General features: G+C 51.5%; 14 protein-coding genes and 2 tRNA genes. 13 read left to right on the plus strand and 3 right to left on the minus strand.

Features of this window, described 5'->3' with window-relative positions; all coding sequences use genetic code 11:
• Positions 1-100 precede the first annotated feature (100 nt).
• From dnaA to FFA38_RS06865, 11 genes are all read left to right on the plus strand, one after another.
• Positions 101-1,534: a chromosomal replication initiator protein DnaA gene (dnaA, locus tag FFA38_RS00005; protein WP_138314909.1), complete on the plus strand. Its 1,434-nt coding sequence runs from the start codon at positions 101-103 to the stop codon at positions 1,532-1,534.
• A gap of 480 nt (positions 1,535-2,014) precedes the next feature.
• A complete protein-coding gene (dnaN, locus tag FFA38_RS00010; RefSeq protein ID WP_138274773.1) occupies positions 2,015-3,157 on the plus strand; it encodes a DNA polymerase III subunit beta in 1,143 nt (380 codons plus the stop codon).
• Positions 3,158-3,208: 51 nt separating this feature from the next.
• Entirely contained in the window at positions 3,209-4,375 is a 1,167-nt protein-coding gene (gene recF / locus FFA38_RS00015; protein WP_138314922.1) for a DNA replication/repair protein RecF, read from the plus strand.
• Between the two features lie 31 nt (positions 4,376-4,406).
• Entirely contained in the window at positions 4,407-4,853 is a 447-nt protein-coding gene (locus tag FFA38_RS00020) for a DciA family protein (protein ID WP_138274775.1), read from the plus strand.
• A 209-nt stretch (positions 4,854-5,062) separates the two neighbouring features.
• Positions 5,063-6,994 carry a DNA topoisomerase (ATP-hydrolyzing) subunit B gene (gene gyrB, locus FFA38_RS00025; RefSeq protein ID WP_138314924.1) on the plus strand — a complete coding sequence of 644 codons (1,932 nt, stop codon included), beginning with the start codon at positions 5,063-5,065 and terminating at the stop codon, positions 6,992-6,994.
• Between the two features lie 38 nt (positions 6,995-7,032).
• Positions 7,033-9,579 (plus strand): DNA gyrase subunit A, encoded by a 2,547-nt coding sequence (gyrA, locus tag FFA38_RS00030; protein WP_138314926.1) that lies wholly within the window; start codon positions 7,033-7,035, stop codon positions 9,577-9,579.
• Positions 9,576-10,013: a DUF3566 domain-containing protein gene (locus tag FFA38_RS00035; protein WP_138314928.1), complete on the plus strand. Its 438-nt coding sequence runs from the start codon at positions 9,576-9,578 to the stop codon at positions 10,011-10,013. The genes gyrA and FFA38_RS00035 overlap by 4 nt, the downstream gene beginning before the upstream one ends.
• 61 nt (positions 10,014-10,074) lie before the next feature.
• Positions 10,075-10,151, plus strand: a tRNA-Ile gene (locus tag FFA38_RS00040).
• Between the two features lie 66 nt (positions 10,152-10,217).
• Positions 10,218-10,293 (plus strand) — tRNA-Ala (locus FFA38_RS00045).
• A gap of 711 nt (positions 10,294-11,004) precedes the next feature.
• Positions 11,005-11,754, plus strand: coding sequence for an SDR family oxidoreductase (locus tag FFA38_RS00050; RefSeq protein WP_138314930.1), 750 nt, complete (start codon positions 11,005-11,007; stop codon positions 11,752-11,754).
• A gap of 11 nt (positions 11,755-11,765) precedes the next feature.
• Positions 11,766-11,936 (plus strand): hypothetical protein, encoded by a 171-nt coding sequence (locus tag FFA38_RS06865; RefSeq protein WP_172955968.1) that lies wholly within the window; start codon positions 11,766-11,768, stop codon positions 11,934-11,936.
• A 45-nt stretch (positions 11,937-11,981) separates the two neighbouring features.
• On the opposite strand, the gene FFA38_RS00055 is transcribed toward FFA38_RS06865, so the two are convergent.
• Both FFA38_RS00055 and FFA38_RS00060 read right to left on the minus strand, forming a co-directional pair.
• Positions 11,982-13,196, minus strand: coding sequence for an MFS transporter (locus FFA38_RS00055; protein WP_138314932.1), 1,215 nt, complete (start codon positions 13,194-13,196; stop codon positions 11,982-11,984).
• A 41-nt stretch (positions 13,197-13,237) separates the two neighbouring features.
• Positions 13,238-13,843, minus strand: a complete 606-nt coding sequence (locus FFA38_RS00060; RefSeq protein ID WP_138314936.1) for a LysE/ArgO family amino acid transporter — start codon at positions 13,841-13,843, stop codon at positions 13,238-13,240.
• Between the two features lie 59 nt (positions 13,844-13,902).
• Here FFA38_RS00060 and FFA38_RS00065 point away from each other — a divergent pair, with 59 nt between their 5' ends.
• Both FFA38_RS00065 and FFA38_RS00070 read left to right on the plus strand, forming a co-directional pair.
• Positions 13,903-14,472: a DUF305 domain-containing protein gene (locus FFA38_RS00065; RefSeq protein ID WP_138314938.1), complete on the plus strand. Its 570-nt coding sequence runs from the start codon at positions 13,903-13,905 to the stop codon at positions 14,470-14,472.
• 36 nt (positions 14,473-14,508) lie between these two features.
• Positions 14,509-14,766, plus strand: a complete 258-nt coding sequence (locus FFA38_RS00070; RefSeq protein WP_138314940.1) for a hypothetical protein — start codon at positions 14,509-14,511, stop codon at positions 14,764-14,766.
• On the opposite strand, the gene FFA38_RS00075 is transcribed toward FFA38_RS00070, so the two are convergent.
• The gene (locus FFA38_RS00075; protein WP_138314942.1) at positions 14,735-15,748 is read right to left on the minus strand and encodes a Gfo/Idh/MocA family protein; all 1,014 of its coding nucleotides are present in this window, start codon (positions 15,746-15,748) and stop codon (positions 14,735-14,737) included. The two genes, FFA38_RS00070 and FFA38_RS00075, sit on opposite strands and share 32 nt — an antisense overlap.
• Positions 15,749-15,774: the final 26 nt, after the last annotated feature.

The raw sequence follows: 15,774 nt of genomic DNA on the forward strand, positions 1-15,774 counted from the left end.
TTATCCACACATTATTCACATAGTGGATAACCTTGTGGAAAACTTGGCGTAGGGTAATGATTTACTGGCAATCAGCCGGTTGCAGAAGAAGGCGTTTGAGATGGCAGAAGCAGATGTAGTCACAGGTTTGTGGCACTCGCTGATTACCAAACTCAACAACGATGAACGCCTAACCCCTCAGCTCCTGGGCTTCTTGAGCCTGGTTGAGCCAAAAGGTGTTCTTGGCGAAACTCTCTATCTAGAGGTTCCAAACGAACTAACCCGCGAAATGATCCAGCAGCGTATGCGCCCCTTCATCCAAGAGGCCATGGCAATAAACGCTGAATTCGGCGGGCCAATTAACTTTGCAACCGTAGTGAATCCAGATATCGAGGCAAATTTTGTTCCGGCAACTCCGGCAGTTACGCCTGAGTCAAACTGGCCGCCTCTAAACCCAGCCGGAACTCCAGTTACTTTTCCAGATTCTGTATCCACTGGCCCGGCGACAACATCTGGATTCGAAACTCGGCTAAACCCTAAGTACACCTTCGATAACTTTGTTACAGGTGGGTCAAATAGATTTGCCCACGCAGCTTCATTTGCAGTAGCCGAAGCACCGGCCAAGGCCTACAACCCGCTATTTATCTATGGTGATTCAGGGCTGGGTAAAACCCACCTGCTGCATGCCATTGGCCACTACGCATTGAACCTTTACCCACGAATCAAGGTCCGCTACGTATCCAGTGAAGAGTTCACGAACGACTTCATCAACGCCATTCAAAACAACCGCACTGGCATGTTCCAAGCTGAGTACCGTGACATCGATGTTCTTCTAATCGACGACATTCAGTTTTTGCAGGGTAAAGATCAGACCCAAGAGGCGTTTTTCCACACTTTCAACACCCTGCATGATCACAACAAACAGGTTGTAATTACCTCTGACCTTCCTCCAAAGCAACTAACTGGCTTTGAAGACCGCATGGTTTCTAGGTTTGAGTGGGGTCTTCTCACTGACATTCAGACTCCAGAGCTCGAAACCCGCATCGCAATCCTTCGTAAGAAGGCTGAGAATGACAAACTTCGCGTTGACGACGACATCATCGAGTACATGGCGGCTCGAGTTTCTTCAAACATCCGTGAGCTCGAAGGTACTTTGATCCGTGTAAACGCTTTTGCTGCTCTAAACCGCCAAAAGGTTGACATGCAGCTGGTTCAGACAGTTCTAAAAGACATTGTTCCAGTGGGTTCAGACCAGGTAATTGCACCGATTGAGATCATCAATGCAGTTGCCGCGTATTACAAAATCACCCCAGATGACCTTTACGGCTCCTCACGCATCGCAGCAATTGCATTGGCAAGACAAATTGCAATGTACATCTGCCGTGAGCAAACCAACCTTTCACTGCCAAAAATTGGCCAGCTATTTGGTGGCCGTGATCACACCACTGTGATGTATGCCCAGCGCAAAATTACCGAATTCATGAATGAACGCCGCTACGTCTATAACCAGGTAACCGAGATCATTGCTCGTATCAAGACTGCATCAAAGGGTTAGTAACCACAGAAAGTAATTACTCCGGCTCAACCACCACTCAAAAACTTGGGTGGTTTTGTCATTTAAGGATCACTTGGGTGATTAATCCACAAAAATGTGGAGAAATAAACATATGAACATGTCTGTGGATAAGTCCGGATAACTAGCAATTAACAGTGCAATACGGACGCTGGAGTTGTGATGACAAAAATTACAACTCACAGGCGGTCAAGTTATCCACAGAATAATCCACAAGTGTATAAACATCTAACACGGTTGTAGTTTCGTGAGAAACATTGAGAAGTTGCCAGTTATCCACATTTTCCACAGGTGTTAATAATGTTGTTTTAAATATTTAAAGATTTAGACAGATTCATAACTCTTGGGGTAAACACCAATCGGTGTGCAGAGGCTTGAAACCAAAGGTTTTAGGGCATAAATGTGCCAAGATTGAGGACTAGAAACTATTGCGCTCAAAGATGCGCAGATTTGAGGTAAACCTTGAAGTTCCAAGTCAACAAAGACGTGCTCAGCGAAGCTGTTTCTTTTGCTGTCCGCCTTTTGCCTCAGCGCACCACTTTGCCAATTCTTGGCGGAATCCTGATCGAGGCAGATGCCAACGCACTTCGTCTATCGGTGTTTGACTACGAAGTATCAGCCCAGGCAGAAATCGTTGCCAAGGTAGAAACCTCAGGACGAGTTTTGGTTTCAGGCCGTTTGCTTTCTGAAATTGCCAGCAAACTACCTAATGCACCGGTTGAATTTGCCACCGACGGTTCAAAAGTCACCGTTTCATGTGGATCAACCAAGTTCTCACTTTTGACCATGCCGGTTGAGGAATACCCAACGCTTCCTGAAATTCCAGCTATTTCAGGCACCATTTCTGGCGAAGCTTTTGCCGATGCCGTTCACCAAGTGGCTGTTGCCGCTTCAAAGGATGACGTAACTCCGGTATTGACCGGTGTTCAGCTAGAAACCGGCGAAAAGTCAATTTCTTTTGTTGCAACCGACCGCTACCGCGTTGCACTGCGAGAAGCAGCCTGGGTAGCAAGCCCATCAGGCGCCGGATCAGTAGCACTGGTACCAGCAAGAACTTTGCAAGAAGTTGCTAAGACATTTGGTAACCAGGGTGAAATTTCTATTGCAATTGCTAAGACTGACGATCGCGAAATGATTGCTTTCAAGGCAAACAACAGATCAGTGACTTCATTGCTACTCAAGGGCAACTTTCCGCCGGTAAAGAGCTTGTTCCCAACTGACATCGATAACTTTGCCGTTGTTTCTACTGGTGATCTAGTTGATTCAACCCGTCGAGTAGCTCTAGTTCTTGAGCGCGAGAGCCCACTTCGATACAGCTTCAACGAGGGTGAGCTTTCATTGGAGGCCACCGGCAATGAAACTGCTCAGGCGTCTGAAAACATCAATGCCGAGCTAACCGGAAAAGAAATTGTTGTTTCGCTCAAGCCGCAGTTCTTGATTGATGGCCTAGCCGGTGTTCACGGAGAATTTGTGAAAATTGCATTCACCAACAACGACAACCCAAACAAACCGGGTCCGGTTCTGATTTCTAGCCACGGATCAAAAGAAAAGACCGACTCTGACAGCTACCGTTACCTGCTTCAGCCAAACCTTTTGGTTCGCTAGGCACTAAAACAAAAGGCTGAATTACAAGAATTAGAAAAGGGCGGGCGTTAGATGTACATAAAGCATCTTTCGCTCGCCCAATTTCGTAATTACAAAAGTGCAGAGCTTTCGCTTTCGCAAGGCGTCAACCTACTGGTTGGACCAAATGGCCAGGGCAAGACCAATCTGGTTGAGGCAATCCGCTATTTATCAACAATCAGTAGCCACAGAGTTGCGGGCTACCTTCCGCTGATTCAACAAAACCAAAGCCAGGCGGTCATCCGGGCTATGGCAAGTTTTGATGAGCGCGATGTACTAATCGAACTTGAAATCAACCGGGATTCTGCCAATAAGGCCCGAATCAATAAATCACCCGCCCCTAAAGTGCGCGACATCCTTGGGTTTGTAAATTCTGTTACATTCGCCCCAGAAGACCTAGACATCGTGAAGCGTGATCCAAGTAATCGACGCGCTTTTATCGACGAACTTGTAATTCAGGTGTGGCCAAGATTTGCCGGTGTTTATTCAGATTATGAGCGTGTGCTGAAACAAAGAAACACTCTTCTAAAAACCGCCAGACAAACCGGAACCAAAGGTTCGGCTCTGAGCACACTGGATGCCTGGGATGCATCATTGGTTTCTTACGGATCTGAAATTATTGCCGCAAGGCTGGACCTGATTGAAAGATTGCGCCCACACCTTTTTGAGGCATACCAATCCATAGCGATTGCAAACAACGAGCCAAGGATTTTGGTCAAATCATCTCTATTGGGTGCCGCAATTGTGCAGTTTGATGAAGACTCTGAAGATTTGGAGTACATCAACACCTCTGATCGAACGGAAATAACCGAGCTGTACAGCAAAAAGTTGTCATTCGTTCGGCCAAAAGAGCTGGAGCGGGGAATTACATTAGTTGGCCCGCACCGCGATGACTTGGTATTGATGCTGGGAGACTTACCGGCCAAAGGGTATGCAAGCCACGGGGAATCTTGGTCTTACGCCCTGGCATTGAGATTGGCTTCAATTGCGCTGCTGCGCGCCGAAACCAGATCTGGCGACCCAATTTTGATTTTGGATGACGTGTTTGCCGAATTGGACTCTGGGCGACGAGAGCGATTGGCCGGAATGGTAGCCAATAACGAGCAGGTTTTGATTACCGCGGCCGTAGCTGAGGACATCCCAAAGGCCCTTCAGGCCACAGTATTTAATGTAATTTCGGGCACGGTAGCCGGTGGATAAAAGAGATTTTGCCCAGGAGTTCTATTGGAGAATGCGCGAGGCCGTTACCGGAAGGCTGAGCCGCGAAGCCAAGCGCATTGCCGAAAAAGAAAACGCCAAAAACTCTCGTCCTTTTGAGAAGGGGCGGGACATCATTGCCGCCGGAGACTCTATCGAGGGACTCTTAAAGTCATTCCGCTGGGAAAGTCAGCTTTCAGAGGCCGATCTATTCAATAATTGGGCCACCGTGGTTGGCGAAACTAACGCTGCCAGCTCTCAGCCAGAGGCACTAATCAACGGGGTACTGACAATTAGGTGCAAGTCAACCGCCTGGGCCACCCAATTGAGACTCATGCAGACTCAACTTTTAGAGCAAATTAGAGCTGCTTTTCCGAAGCTTGAAATTACAAGTTTGAAGCTGTTGGGGCCGGATGCTCCGAGTTGGAAAAAGGGCCCTCGATCGGTGCCCGGAAGAGGCCCGAGAGACACCTACGGATAACCCCCGTTTTTGGGTGATTAAACCCCATCCTGATTGGCCCTTAATCCGCGCTACGGCGCGGTTTTTGGTTCTCGACACAACGCACAAATACAGGGTTTTGTCAGGCCAAAAAGGTAGACTTCTTGATAGTTAGTTACCCCGAATATCAGTCGTCTACTGAAGCCGCATTTCACCGGGCCTAACCACGCGAATAAGGAGTAAAACCGAATATGTCTGACAGCACTTACGAAGCCGGAAATATCCAGGTCCTCGAGGGCCTAGAAGCAGTGCGCAAGCGCCCCGGCATGTACATCGGTTCTACCGGCCCGCGTGGTTTGCACCACTTGGTTTACGAAATCGTTGACAACTCTGTTGACGAGGCACTGGCTGGGTACTGTGACACCATCAACGTCACCATTACCAAAGACGGCTGGATCCGCGTAAAAGACAACGGTCGCGGTATTCCGGTGTCTACCCACCCAACCGAGGGAATCTCAACCGTTCAGGTTGTTCTGACCATTCTTCACGCCGGCGGTAAGTTCGGTGGTGGTGGCTACGCAGTTTCAGGTGGTCTTCACGGTGTGGGTGCATCGGTGGTAAACGCACTTTCTACTCAGCTACGGGTTCAGGTTGCCCGCGAAGGTTTCTTGTGGAACCAGAGCTACAAGATTGGTGTGCCTGATGCCCCGCTTGCCAAGGGTAAGCCAGCTGATTACACCGGAACCCAGATTGAGTTTTTGGCCAGCCCAGAAATTTTTGAAACCGTAGAGTACGACTACGAGACCCTCCGTGCCCGCTTCCAGCAGATGTGCTTCTTGAACAAGGGCCTGCGCATCTCACTAGAAGACGAGCGCACCGGCCGGACCGACACCTATCACTACGAAAACGGTCTTCGCGACTACGTTGAGTACCTCAACGTTTCAAAGAAAAACGAAATCGTCAACGAAGAAATCATCTCTTTTGAGTCAGAGACCAAAGAGAAGAACATGTCGGTTGAGATTGCCATGCAGTGGACCAACGCCTACAACGAGAGCGTCCACACCTACGCAAACACCATCAACACTCACGAGGGTGGAACCCACGAAGAGGGCTTCCGCGCCGCACTTACATCGCTGCTAAATAAATACGCACGAGAGAAGAACCTGCTCAAGGAAAAAGACGAGAACCTGTCTGGTGACGACTGCCGCGAAGGCCTAACTTGCGTGATCTCGGTAAAGCTTTCTGAGCCTCAGTTTGAGGGCCAGACCAAGACCAAGCTGGGCAACACCGAGGCCAAGGCCTTTGTTCAGCGTGTGGTCAACGAAGAGCTAGGCGACTGGCTTGGCCGCAACCCAAACGTTGCCAAAGACATTATTCGTAAGGCAATTCAGGCTGCCACTGCTCGCCACGCAGCCCGCAAGGCTCGCGAGGCTACCCGCCGCAAGGGATTGCTTGAGTCTGGCGGTATGCCGGGCAAGCTTCGCGACTGCTCAAGCCGCAAGCCAGAACTTTCAGAAATCTACCTAGTTGAGGGTGACTCAGCGGGTGGTTCAGCCGTTCGTGGCCGCAACCCAGAGACTCAGGCAATTTTGCCTCTCCGCGGTAAGGTCTTGAACGTCGAGAAAGCGCGCCTAGATCGTGCCCTCGGCAACGCCGAGGTTCAGGCAATCATCACAGCTTTCGGTACCGGCATCGGTGAAGAATTTGACGTCTCTAAGGCCCGCTACCACAAGTGCATTTTGATGGCCGACGCCGATGTTGACGGCCTGCACATCCGCACCCTGATTCTGACCCTGCTGTTCCGCTACATGCGCCCACTTATCGAGCACGGATACGTTTACTTGGCACAGCCACCACTATTCAAGATCAAGTGGTCAAACTCAGAGCACCAATACGTTTACTCAGATGCCCAGCGTGACAAGGCCCTGGCAGATGGCGCTGCAGCTGGCAAGCGTATTCCTAAAGAAAACGCCATCCAGCGTTACAAGGGTTTGGGTGAGATGGACTATGACGAACTTTGGGACACCACCATGGACCCAGACAAGCGCACCTTGCTTCAGGTAACTCTCGAAGATGCAGCCCTGGCTGATGAGGTTTTCTCAACCCTGATGGGTGAAGACGTAGATGCTCGCCGCTCATTCATTCAGCAGAACGCAAAGGATGTCCGCTTCCTAGACATCTAGGCCGCCGACACCGACGAAAGATTTAGAGAAGAGACATCATGGCTGACGAAACCACCAATGCAAGTGGACTAATCGACAATATTGAGCAGGTCGACCTTCAGGTCGAAATGCAGCGCAGCTACCTCGACTACGCAATGAGCGTTATCGTGGGCCGCGCCCTTCCAGACGTTCGCGATGGCCTGAAGCCAGTTCACCGCCGCGTTATCTATGCAATGTTTGATGGCGGTTACCGCCCAGACAAGCAGTTCTCAAAGTGCTCGCGCGTTGTCGGAGACGTTATGGGTCAGTACCACCCACACGGTGACAGCGCGATTTACGACACCATGGTACGACTTACTCAGGACTGGAACCTTCGCTACCCACTAATCTCAGGCCAAGGAAACTTTGGTTCACCGGGTAACGACCCTGCCGCTGCACCTCGATACACCGAGTGCCGCATGGCTCCTTTGGCCATGGAGATGGTTCGCGACATCGACGAAGAAACCGTTGATTTCCAGGACAACTACGATGGCCGCACCCAGGAACCAACCGTTCTACCGAGCCGCATCCCGAACCTACTGGTCAACGGATCAATCGGTATCGCGGTTGGTATGGCCACCAACATTCCACCTCACAACCTTCGTGAAGTAGCCGATGGTGCTCAGTGGTACCTAAAGAACCCAGAGGCAACCCGCGAAGAACTGCTTGAGGCATTGATCGAGCGCATCAAGGGCCCAGACTTCCCAACCGGCGCACACATTCTTGGCCGCAAGGGAATCGAAGAGGCGTACCGCACCGGTCGTGGCTCGGTCACCATGCGCGCAATCATCAATGTTGAAGAGCTGCACGGCCGCACCTGTTTGGTTGTAACCGAGCTGCCTTACCAGGTAAACCCTGACAACTTGGCAGAAAAGATTGCCGGCTTGGTCAAGGAAGGCCGCCTTCAGGGCATCGCCGACATCCGTGACGAAACCTCAGGCCGTACCGGTCAGCGCTTGGTAATTGTGCTCAAGAAAGACGCTGTTGCCCGCGTTGTTTTGAACAACCTTTACAAGCTGACCCCGTTGCAAGAGAACTTCAGCGCAAACATGCTGGCTCTGGTTGATGGTGTTCCGCGTACCTTGAGTCTTGATGGCTTTATCAGCAACTGGGTTGAGCACCAGGTTGAGGTTATTGTTCGCCGCACCCAGTTCCGTCTGCGTAAGGCTGAAGAGCGTGCCCACATTTTGCGTGGTTACCTAAAGGCTCTCGACGCACTCGACGCCGTAATTGCTTTGATTCGCAAGAGCGCCAACGTTGAAGACGCACGCGAAGGCTTGATGGCCTTGCTGAGCATCGATGAACTGCAGGCACGTGCAATTCTGAACATGCAGTTGCGCCAGCTTGCAGCCCTTGAACGCCAGAAAATCATTGATGAAGCAGCCGAGCTTGAGGCTCAGATCATTGACTTCAAGGCAATCATCGCCGACCCAGTTCGCCAGCGCACCATCATCAGTGAAGAACTCGATGAAGTTGTGGCAAAGCACGGAGATGACCGCCGAAGCGCAATCATTGCTGGTTTCGACGGCGATGTTTCAGTCGAAGACCTGATTCCTGAAGAGGAAATGGTTATCTCTCTCACCCGCGGTGGCTACATTAAGCGCACCAAGAGTGACAACTACCGCCAGCAACACCGCGGCGGTAAGGGCGTTAAGGGAGCCAACCTTCGTGCCGATGACGTTGTTGAGCACTTCTTTGTGACCACAACCCACCACTGGTTGTTGTTCTTCACAAACAAGGGCCGCGTTTACCGCACCAAGGCCTATGAGGTTCTTGAAGGTGGCCGCGACACCAAGGGACAGCACGTTGCTAACCTGCTTGCCCTTCAGCCTGATGAACAGATTGCCCAGGTTCTTGACCTTAAGGACTACCAGCAAGCACCATATCTCGTACTTGCCACCCGTGACGGTTTGGTCAAGAAGACCTCTCTCGATGCCTATGACACTGCGCGAACCGGCGGAATCATCGCGATCAAACTTCGTGAAGGTGACGAACTGGTCTCAGCGATGTTGGCATCTGAGGCAGACGACCTACTGCTCGTTTCTCACAAGGGTATGTCGATCCGATTCTCAGCCAGCGATGAAATGCTGCGACCAATGGGCCGCGACACTTCAGGAAACATCGGTATGAACTTCCGCGAGGGTGACCACCTACTTTCTGCAAGCGTGATCAATGACGCTGACGAAGCCTTTGTATTTGTGGTTACTGAAGGCGGATACGCCAAGCGCACCGAGGTTTCTCAGTACCGCCCGCAAAACCGCGGTGGTTTGGGTATCAAGGTAGCCAAGCTTGAAGAAAAGCGCGGAGACCTAGTTGGCGCAATCATCGTTGCCGAAGATGACGAAGTTCTTGTAGTTCTAGCCAGCGGCAAGGTGGTTCGTTCAGCTGTGAACGAGGTTCCAGCCAAGGGCCGTGACACCATGGGTGTTGTCTTTGCTCGATTCGAAGAGGATGACGTAATTCTCGGACTAGCGAAAAACACCGAACGCAATCTAGAGTCGAATGAGATTGCCGGCGATGACGAAGTTGAAGCCGCCGAAGTAGCCACTGAAGGAGCAGCTGAATGAAAGAACGCCTAAAGGCCGCAGCCAAGAGCGCCGCATCGCGCGCAACCGGTCCGGCGCCAAAGCAGGTAAAGCTGAAGCTGGTTCAAATTGGCTTCTGGTCAGCTGTTAAGGCAGGCCTGCTAGTCACCATTGCCACTGGCATTGCCATGATTGTTGGTTTTTTCTTGATCTGGCTTGTGGTCAGCAGCACCGGATTGTTCGGTAGCTTGAGCACGCTAATCAACGGAATCATCGGTGGCGGAAGCGGCACAACTGAGGCGGGCGTAAACGTTGCCGAGCAGCTGAGCTTGCCACGAGTGATGTCATTTGCCATCACTACAGCACTGTTCAACATTGTGATCGGAACCCTGCTAACCGGTATTTCTGCAGCAATTTACAACGTGATTGCTCGTCTAACCGGCGGAATCTCAGTTGGTTTTACCAACGACCAGTAACTAAGTTCTTCTGTGACTTTGCACTCATAAATAAATTCGTGTAAAGTCATAGAGGTTCTACGGGCCTATAGCTCAGGTGGTTAGAGCGCTTCACTGATAATGAAGAGGTCGGAGGTTCAAGTCCTCCTAGGCCCACCAGGAAGCTTCTTCACCAAAAGAAGGTTCTGAACCGCAGAAACACAAAGATTCAAAGCACCAAGACCCGGGGATTTAGCTCAGTTGGTAGAGCACCTGCTTTGCAAGCAGGGGGTCAGGGGTTCGACCCCCCTAATCTCCACCAAAAATAAAATGCCTCCCATTTAGGGGGGCATTTTTTTACACTGCACGTGCCAGCAAGGGCTGTTTTACGCTGGTGTTCACTGCAGAAATCTAAAAAGTGACAATGCCACATTGCTGGTGGTTGTCTGGAGTGGGATTCATATGAATCGGCAACGAAAAGTCCATATGATGAGAGCACCCCTTTTAGCCCTGATTATTTTGGGTGTTCTCAACATCGCGATCATTGAGCCCGCCATCTCTTGGAGTTTTAGAGAATCAGGCGCATCGAATCTTTCGAATGCCAACTGGGTGGCAGTTTCCGTGTCCCTAGCAATCTGGATAATAATGGCGATAGTTGTTAGCACTTCAGTCCTGATTGCTCAGGAGTTCGTAACACGAAGGGTTGGACCGGGTACTGACAGGCAAGCGCTTCTCTGGGCCGTGCGCCTAGCGGGGCTGGCCCTGATAATGTCCGGTTATCTATTACCAATTTGGGCTGTTGATTTTGCCACCTACAGAGTCGACCAAGGTCAAGGAACCAACCTGATATCGATTGGTGTGGTAACTGCTTCTCCCATCTGCCTGGCAGCTGCACTGATTATTTTTGTAGTCTGCATTCTCAGACGAAAGTTAACATTTGGGAATAGTCGCTAAGAAACATTTGAAAATACTCGAGTCAGTCGCGTAGCTTTTCCTGAAGCACCGGAACCTCTGCCATCAGTAAACTTGAGCCATGACTAACTCATTCGCTGGTAAGCACGCTTTTGTATCTGGTTCATCACGAGGCATTGGCGCACAAGTTGCCCAGATGCTGGCTGCGCAGGGCGCAACCGTGGCCATCAACTACCGCGACAAGGTGGTTCGCGCCGAAAAGATTGCAAACCAGATCATCGAAGCCGGCGGCAAGGCCATCGTGGTTGGTGCAGATCTAACCGATTACTCAAGTATTGACGCTTTGGCGGCAACCCTAAAGGCTGAATTTGGTGGCCTAGACCTTTTGGTTCTCAACGCTTCTGGCGGTATGGAGACTGGCAAGGGCGAGGATTACGCGATGAAGCTAAACCGCGATGCACAGGTAAACCTTGTGAAGACCGCTTTGCCACTGATGAACGCTGGCTCACGCATTGTGTTCGTCACCAGCCACCAGGCGCACTTCATCCGCGAAACTCCAACCATGCCTGAGTACGTGCCAGTTGCTCTCAGCAAGCGCGCCGGCGAAGACGCTCTTCGCGACATGATTCCTGAGCTAACCGAAAAGGGCATCGAGTTTGTAGTGGTTTCGGGAGACATGATTGAGGGGACCGTGACGGCTACCCTGCTTGACCGCCTAAACCCAGGCGCCATCGATGCTCGTAAAGAAGCTGTCGGCAAGCTCTACAACGTAGAAGAATTTGCCGAAGAGATCGTCAAGGCTGCCTCAGCGCCGGTACCAGCAGACAACACCGTCTTGGTTGGCGACACCGGTTACTTCACTAAGAAATAAGGTTGCCGATCATGAACCCGATTTTGCCAACTACCTATGACGCCCTTTGGGCCGTTCTGGCTGTGCCGTTCGTGCTATTCATGCTGGCCTTGCCAGTAATCGTGATTGTGATTTTAATCAGAGTGAATCAGATCAAGAAGTACTTGGAGCAGCTCGTCGCCGACCGCAAGACGAATAGTTAGCGCAAAGCCGACTGAAATGGCTTGGCTTGGCAGGCGAACCCGCTTTTAGTGGCCTGAGCCTGCGCCCTTAGTGTTGCCTGCGCCGGTAGCAAAGATGAAGGTTACGATTAAAGCACCGACAATCACAAAGAACATGTTGGTGACTCCCCAGGCCTGACCCAAAAAGCCGAGCAGTGGTGGCCCGACCAAGAAGGCCAGGTAACCAGCGCTGGCCACGAAGGCAACTTTACGCGCCGGGTTTTCACCCTGACCTGCGGCCGAGAGATAAAGCGGAAAGCCAAGTGCCACACCGCAACCCCAAAGCATCGCGCCTAACCAGGCCAGGTAGAGATTGCCGCCAAAAATGATTAGCAGCAAGCCGATGATTCCACCGAAGGCAAGCACCTGAAGGGTTCGCGCCTTACCGAATCGGTCGGCCAGGTTTCCGCCAAAGAAGCGAGTTAGGGTCATCGCTCCCAGCAATACTGCGTAGGCGATGCCGGCGTTTGCATCAGTCTCTTGGTAGTCGTCGACCAGTGCGATGGTTAACCAGTCGTTTGATGCACCTTCAGCCAGCGTGATGCCCAGGATTCCAATCGCCAAGAAGATAATCCGGCGGTCTTTCCAGATGGTTGAGCGCGGCTCAAGCGGCTTTTGCCCTTTGGCAAGCTTTTCGCGGCGCTCTTCGATGCCGTTGCCGGCAGGCAAGAATCGCGCTGTAGTAAGCGGCACCACCATAGTGATTGCGCTCAAAATGATGATCTGCCAGAACAAATCGAAGTTGGTTTGCGTTGCCAGAATGCCAATGCCAGCACCTGCTAGCGAACCAATTGAGAACGCGGCGTGCATTTTCGGTAGCGCTGTTTTTCCAGTTGCCGACTCAATAGCAGCGCCATCAACGTTGATGCCAACATCGGCGATACCCATACCCAATCCGGCTACCAGCGCAAAGACGGCGTAACCCACAGCGCTACCGTTGGCAATGAAAGAGACCTGGCCAACAAAACCAGCGGTGACGATGGTGACGCCGGTAATTACGGCAATCTTGGTGCCGAATCTGGCAATAAACCGACCCGCAAGAGTGACCGAGGTAATTGAACCAATCGACCCGAAGAACAAAATTAGGCCCAGTTGTGATGTGGTCACATCAACGAGTTCACGCACCAGCGGCAAGCGAACCATCAGTGATGAAAAGGTCAGGCCAAAAATAGTGAAGTAAACCAGGATGGTGATGTGCCACGCCTTCGTGGCCCGCTGTGAAAGATCAGCTGCAAAAGTCATGGCTAAAGCCTATACCTGTCATTTGATTGGTTTTGTATTGATCAACTTAGGTCGGTGAAGGCAAGTGAAACCGCAATAGCCAACATTACGACACCGATAAAAACATCGAGGACCCGCCAGAACACGGGCTTGGACATGAGCTTTGAGGCAGCGCGCGCGCCGAACCCGATGGTTGAGAACCAAACCACGCTAGCCACTGCGGCACCGATGCCAAACAGCCAGCGAGCCTCGCCAAACTGAGCCCCGATGCTGCCCAAGAACAAAACCGTGTCTAGATAAACGTGCGGGTTTAGAAAAGTGAAGCCAACCACCGCACCGGCAACCGCCGCCGCAGACTTAGGGGCCTCTTGTGATGGCAGCAAAACCTCAGATTTAGTGGCCTGCCGGAAGGATTTGAACGCAAACCACGCAAGATAGGCCACGCCAACCCACTTGATGATCACCAGCAAAACCGGAAGGCTACGAATAACCGCACCAAAGCCACCGATGCCGACTGCAATCAACGCAGCGTCAGAGATCGAGCAAATCAGAACCACCATCAAAACGTGGTTGCGGGCCAGACCCTGCCGCAGGACGTAAGCGTTTTGGGCTCCAATCGCCATGATCAGCGATAGCCCAGTAAGAAATCCAGTGCCCAAAACGTCCATCACTGCAGTCTAACTTTCACTCACAGTCAGCTTTCAGTAATTTGTGATGCAATTGCCAGATGAGACTTTCACGCCGTGTAGTTGTTGCAATATCAATCGCCTCGATTGCGGTCACCGCCTTGGCCGGTTGCACCGTAAACATCAATGCCCCGCAGGGGTCATCGCAGTCTGAAACCACAGACTTTAGCGGCATGGATATCATGTTTGCCCAGATGATGATTCCGCACCACCAACAGGCCGTTGACATGTCTACACTGGCTGAAACCAACACTAAGAACCAGGTAATTCTTGACTTGGCCGCGCAGATCAAGGGGGCACAGGCTCCTGAGATTGAACAGATGACGGCTTGGCTGAACGGTGCCGGGGCATCTATCGACATGGGTCACGATATGGGACATGACATGGGTGGCATGCTAAGTGACGAGCAAATGGAGCAATTGGCGGCTGCCAAGGGTGCTGATTTTGACCGCCTTTACCTTGAGGGGATGATTGAGCATCACCAAGGTGCCATTCAAATGACCAGCATGATCAAGGATTCTGCCAACGCCGAGGCTCGTGCCCTGGCTGATGCAATCATCACCTCGCAGACTGCAGAGATTGAATACATGCAGCAGCTGCTAGCCAACTAATGGCTTTGGGCTAGCCAGATAGGAAATAATCAGGTTATGCAGCCAGACCCATACATGTCCCTGTTCACAGTGATTAGCTTCACCATGCTTGGTTTTGGATCGGTCATTCTCAGTTTGGTTTCGAGAATGGGAACCGGAAGTCAGCTTTGGTCGATCATCATGGGAGCTTCAACCCTGGCCGCCGGCACCTACATTTGGATGGCGATTGACCAACTTGGAGTGTTCCCGGCGTTACTTGGTTTTGTTGCCCTGATGATTGCGGTTACACAACCTCGGCGCCGATCAGGCGAATAACCTCTTCACAGACCTTTAGGTTGGCAATCGAGTCCTCATGTGATTCAAATGGTGATTCAAGTAAGCCCTGGTCAACAAAGCTAGCCAAGGCGGTGGCTTGGTAGGCCAGCCCTTCGTGGCCAATTGGGTTCGGGTCCCTCCAAACCTCAGTTTCAGCATAAAAATCAACCTCAGCAAGAGCCACCGATGATGGAATGCAGAATTCTGGACCAACGGTTAGCTTGGCTTTGGTGCCGGCAACTTGACCAACTGCCGGAATTGATGCGCGAGCAGACAACAAGATGTAAGCGCGGGCGCCATTGGCATAACCGAGCTGAACCGAAACCTCTTCTTCGATCTTGTCGGCGTTGAGTTTGCCCTGCGCGGTGATCGAGGTTGGGTTGCCCAGAAAACTCTGTGCAAAACTGACCGGATAAATACCCATGTCAAAAAATGGGTCACCGTGGCCCTTTTTCCATAGGCGCGGAACCTCTAGGTTGGCCTGGCACATGCTGACGTTCACCATCTCGATTTCGCCAAGGGTTTCATCGGCCAACAACTGGCGGATGATGTCGTACTGAGGCAGGTAACGAGTCCACATAGCCTCCATCGCCAGAACTCCAGCGGCCTTAGCTGCGGCAAAGATTTCGGCAGCTTCAGCAGCATCCAAGGTAATGGGTTTTTCAATCAAAACGTGCTTGCCAGCCGAGATTGCCTGTAACGCGTGATCACGGTGCTGAGTCGGCAGCGTCGGAATGTAAATAACATCGATGTCTTCGCGGGCCAGAAGATCCTCGTAATTATCGTGTGACTCAATGCCGAACCGTTCGGCAAAAGCCTCGGCCTTGCCCGGTGTGCGAGAGGCCACGGCAACAATTTGCTGCTTGGTGTGCTTCTGTACGCCCGATACAAAAGCTTCGGCAATTCCGGCAGCACCCATCACGCCCCAGCGCATTGAGGTGACTGATGCTGGGTCAATGATTTCTGGCGTAGGCAAATTCATGGTTAGAGTTTATGCCTATTTGTTAG

The organism is Rhodoluna limnophila, assembly GCF_005845365.1.
In the GTDB taxonomy this organism is placed as follows: Bacteria; Actinomycetota; Actinomycetes; order Actinomycetales; family Microbacteriaceae; genus Rhodoluna; species Rhodoluna limnophila.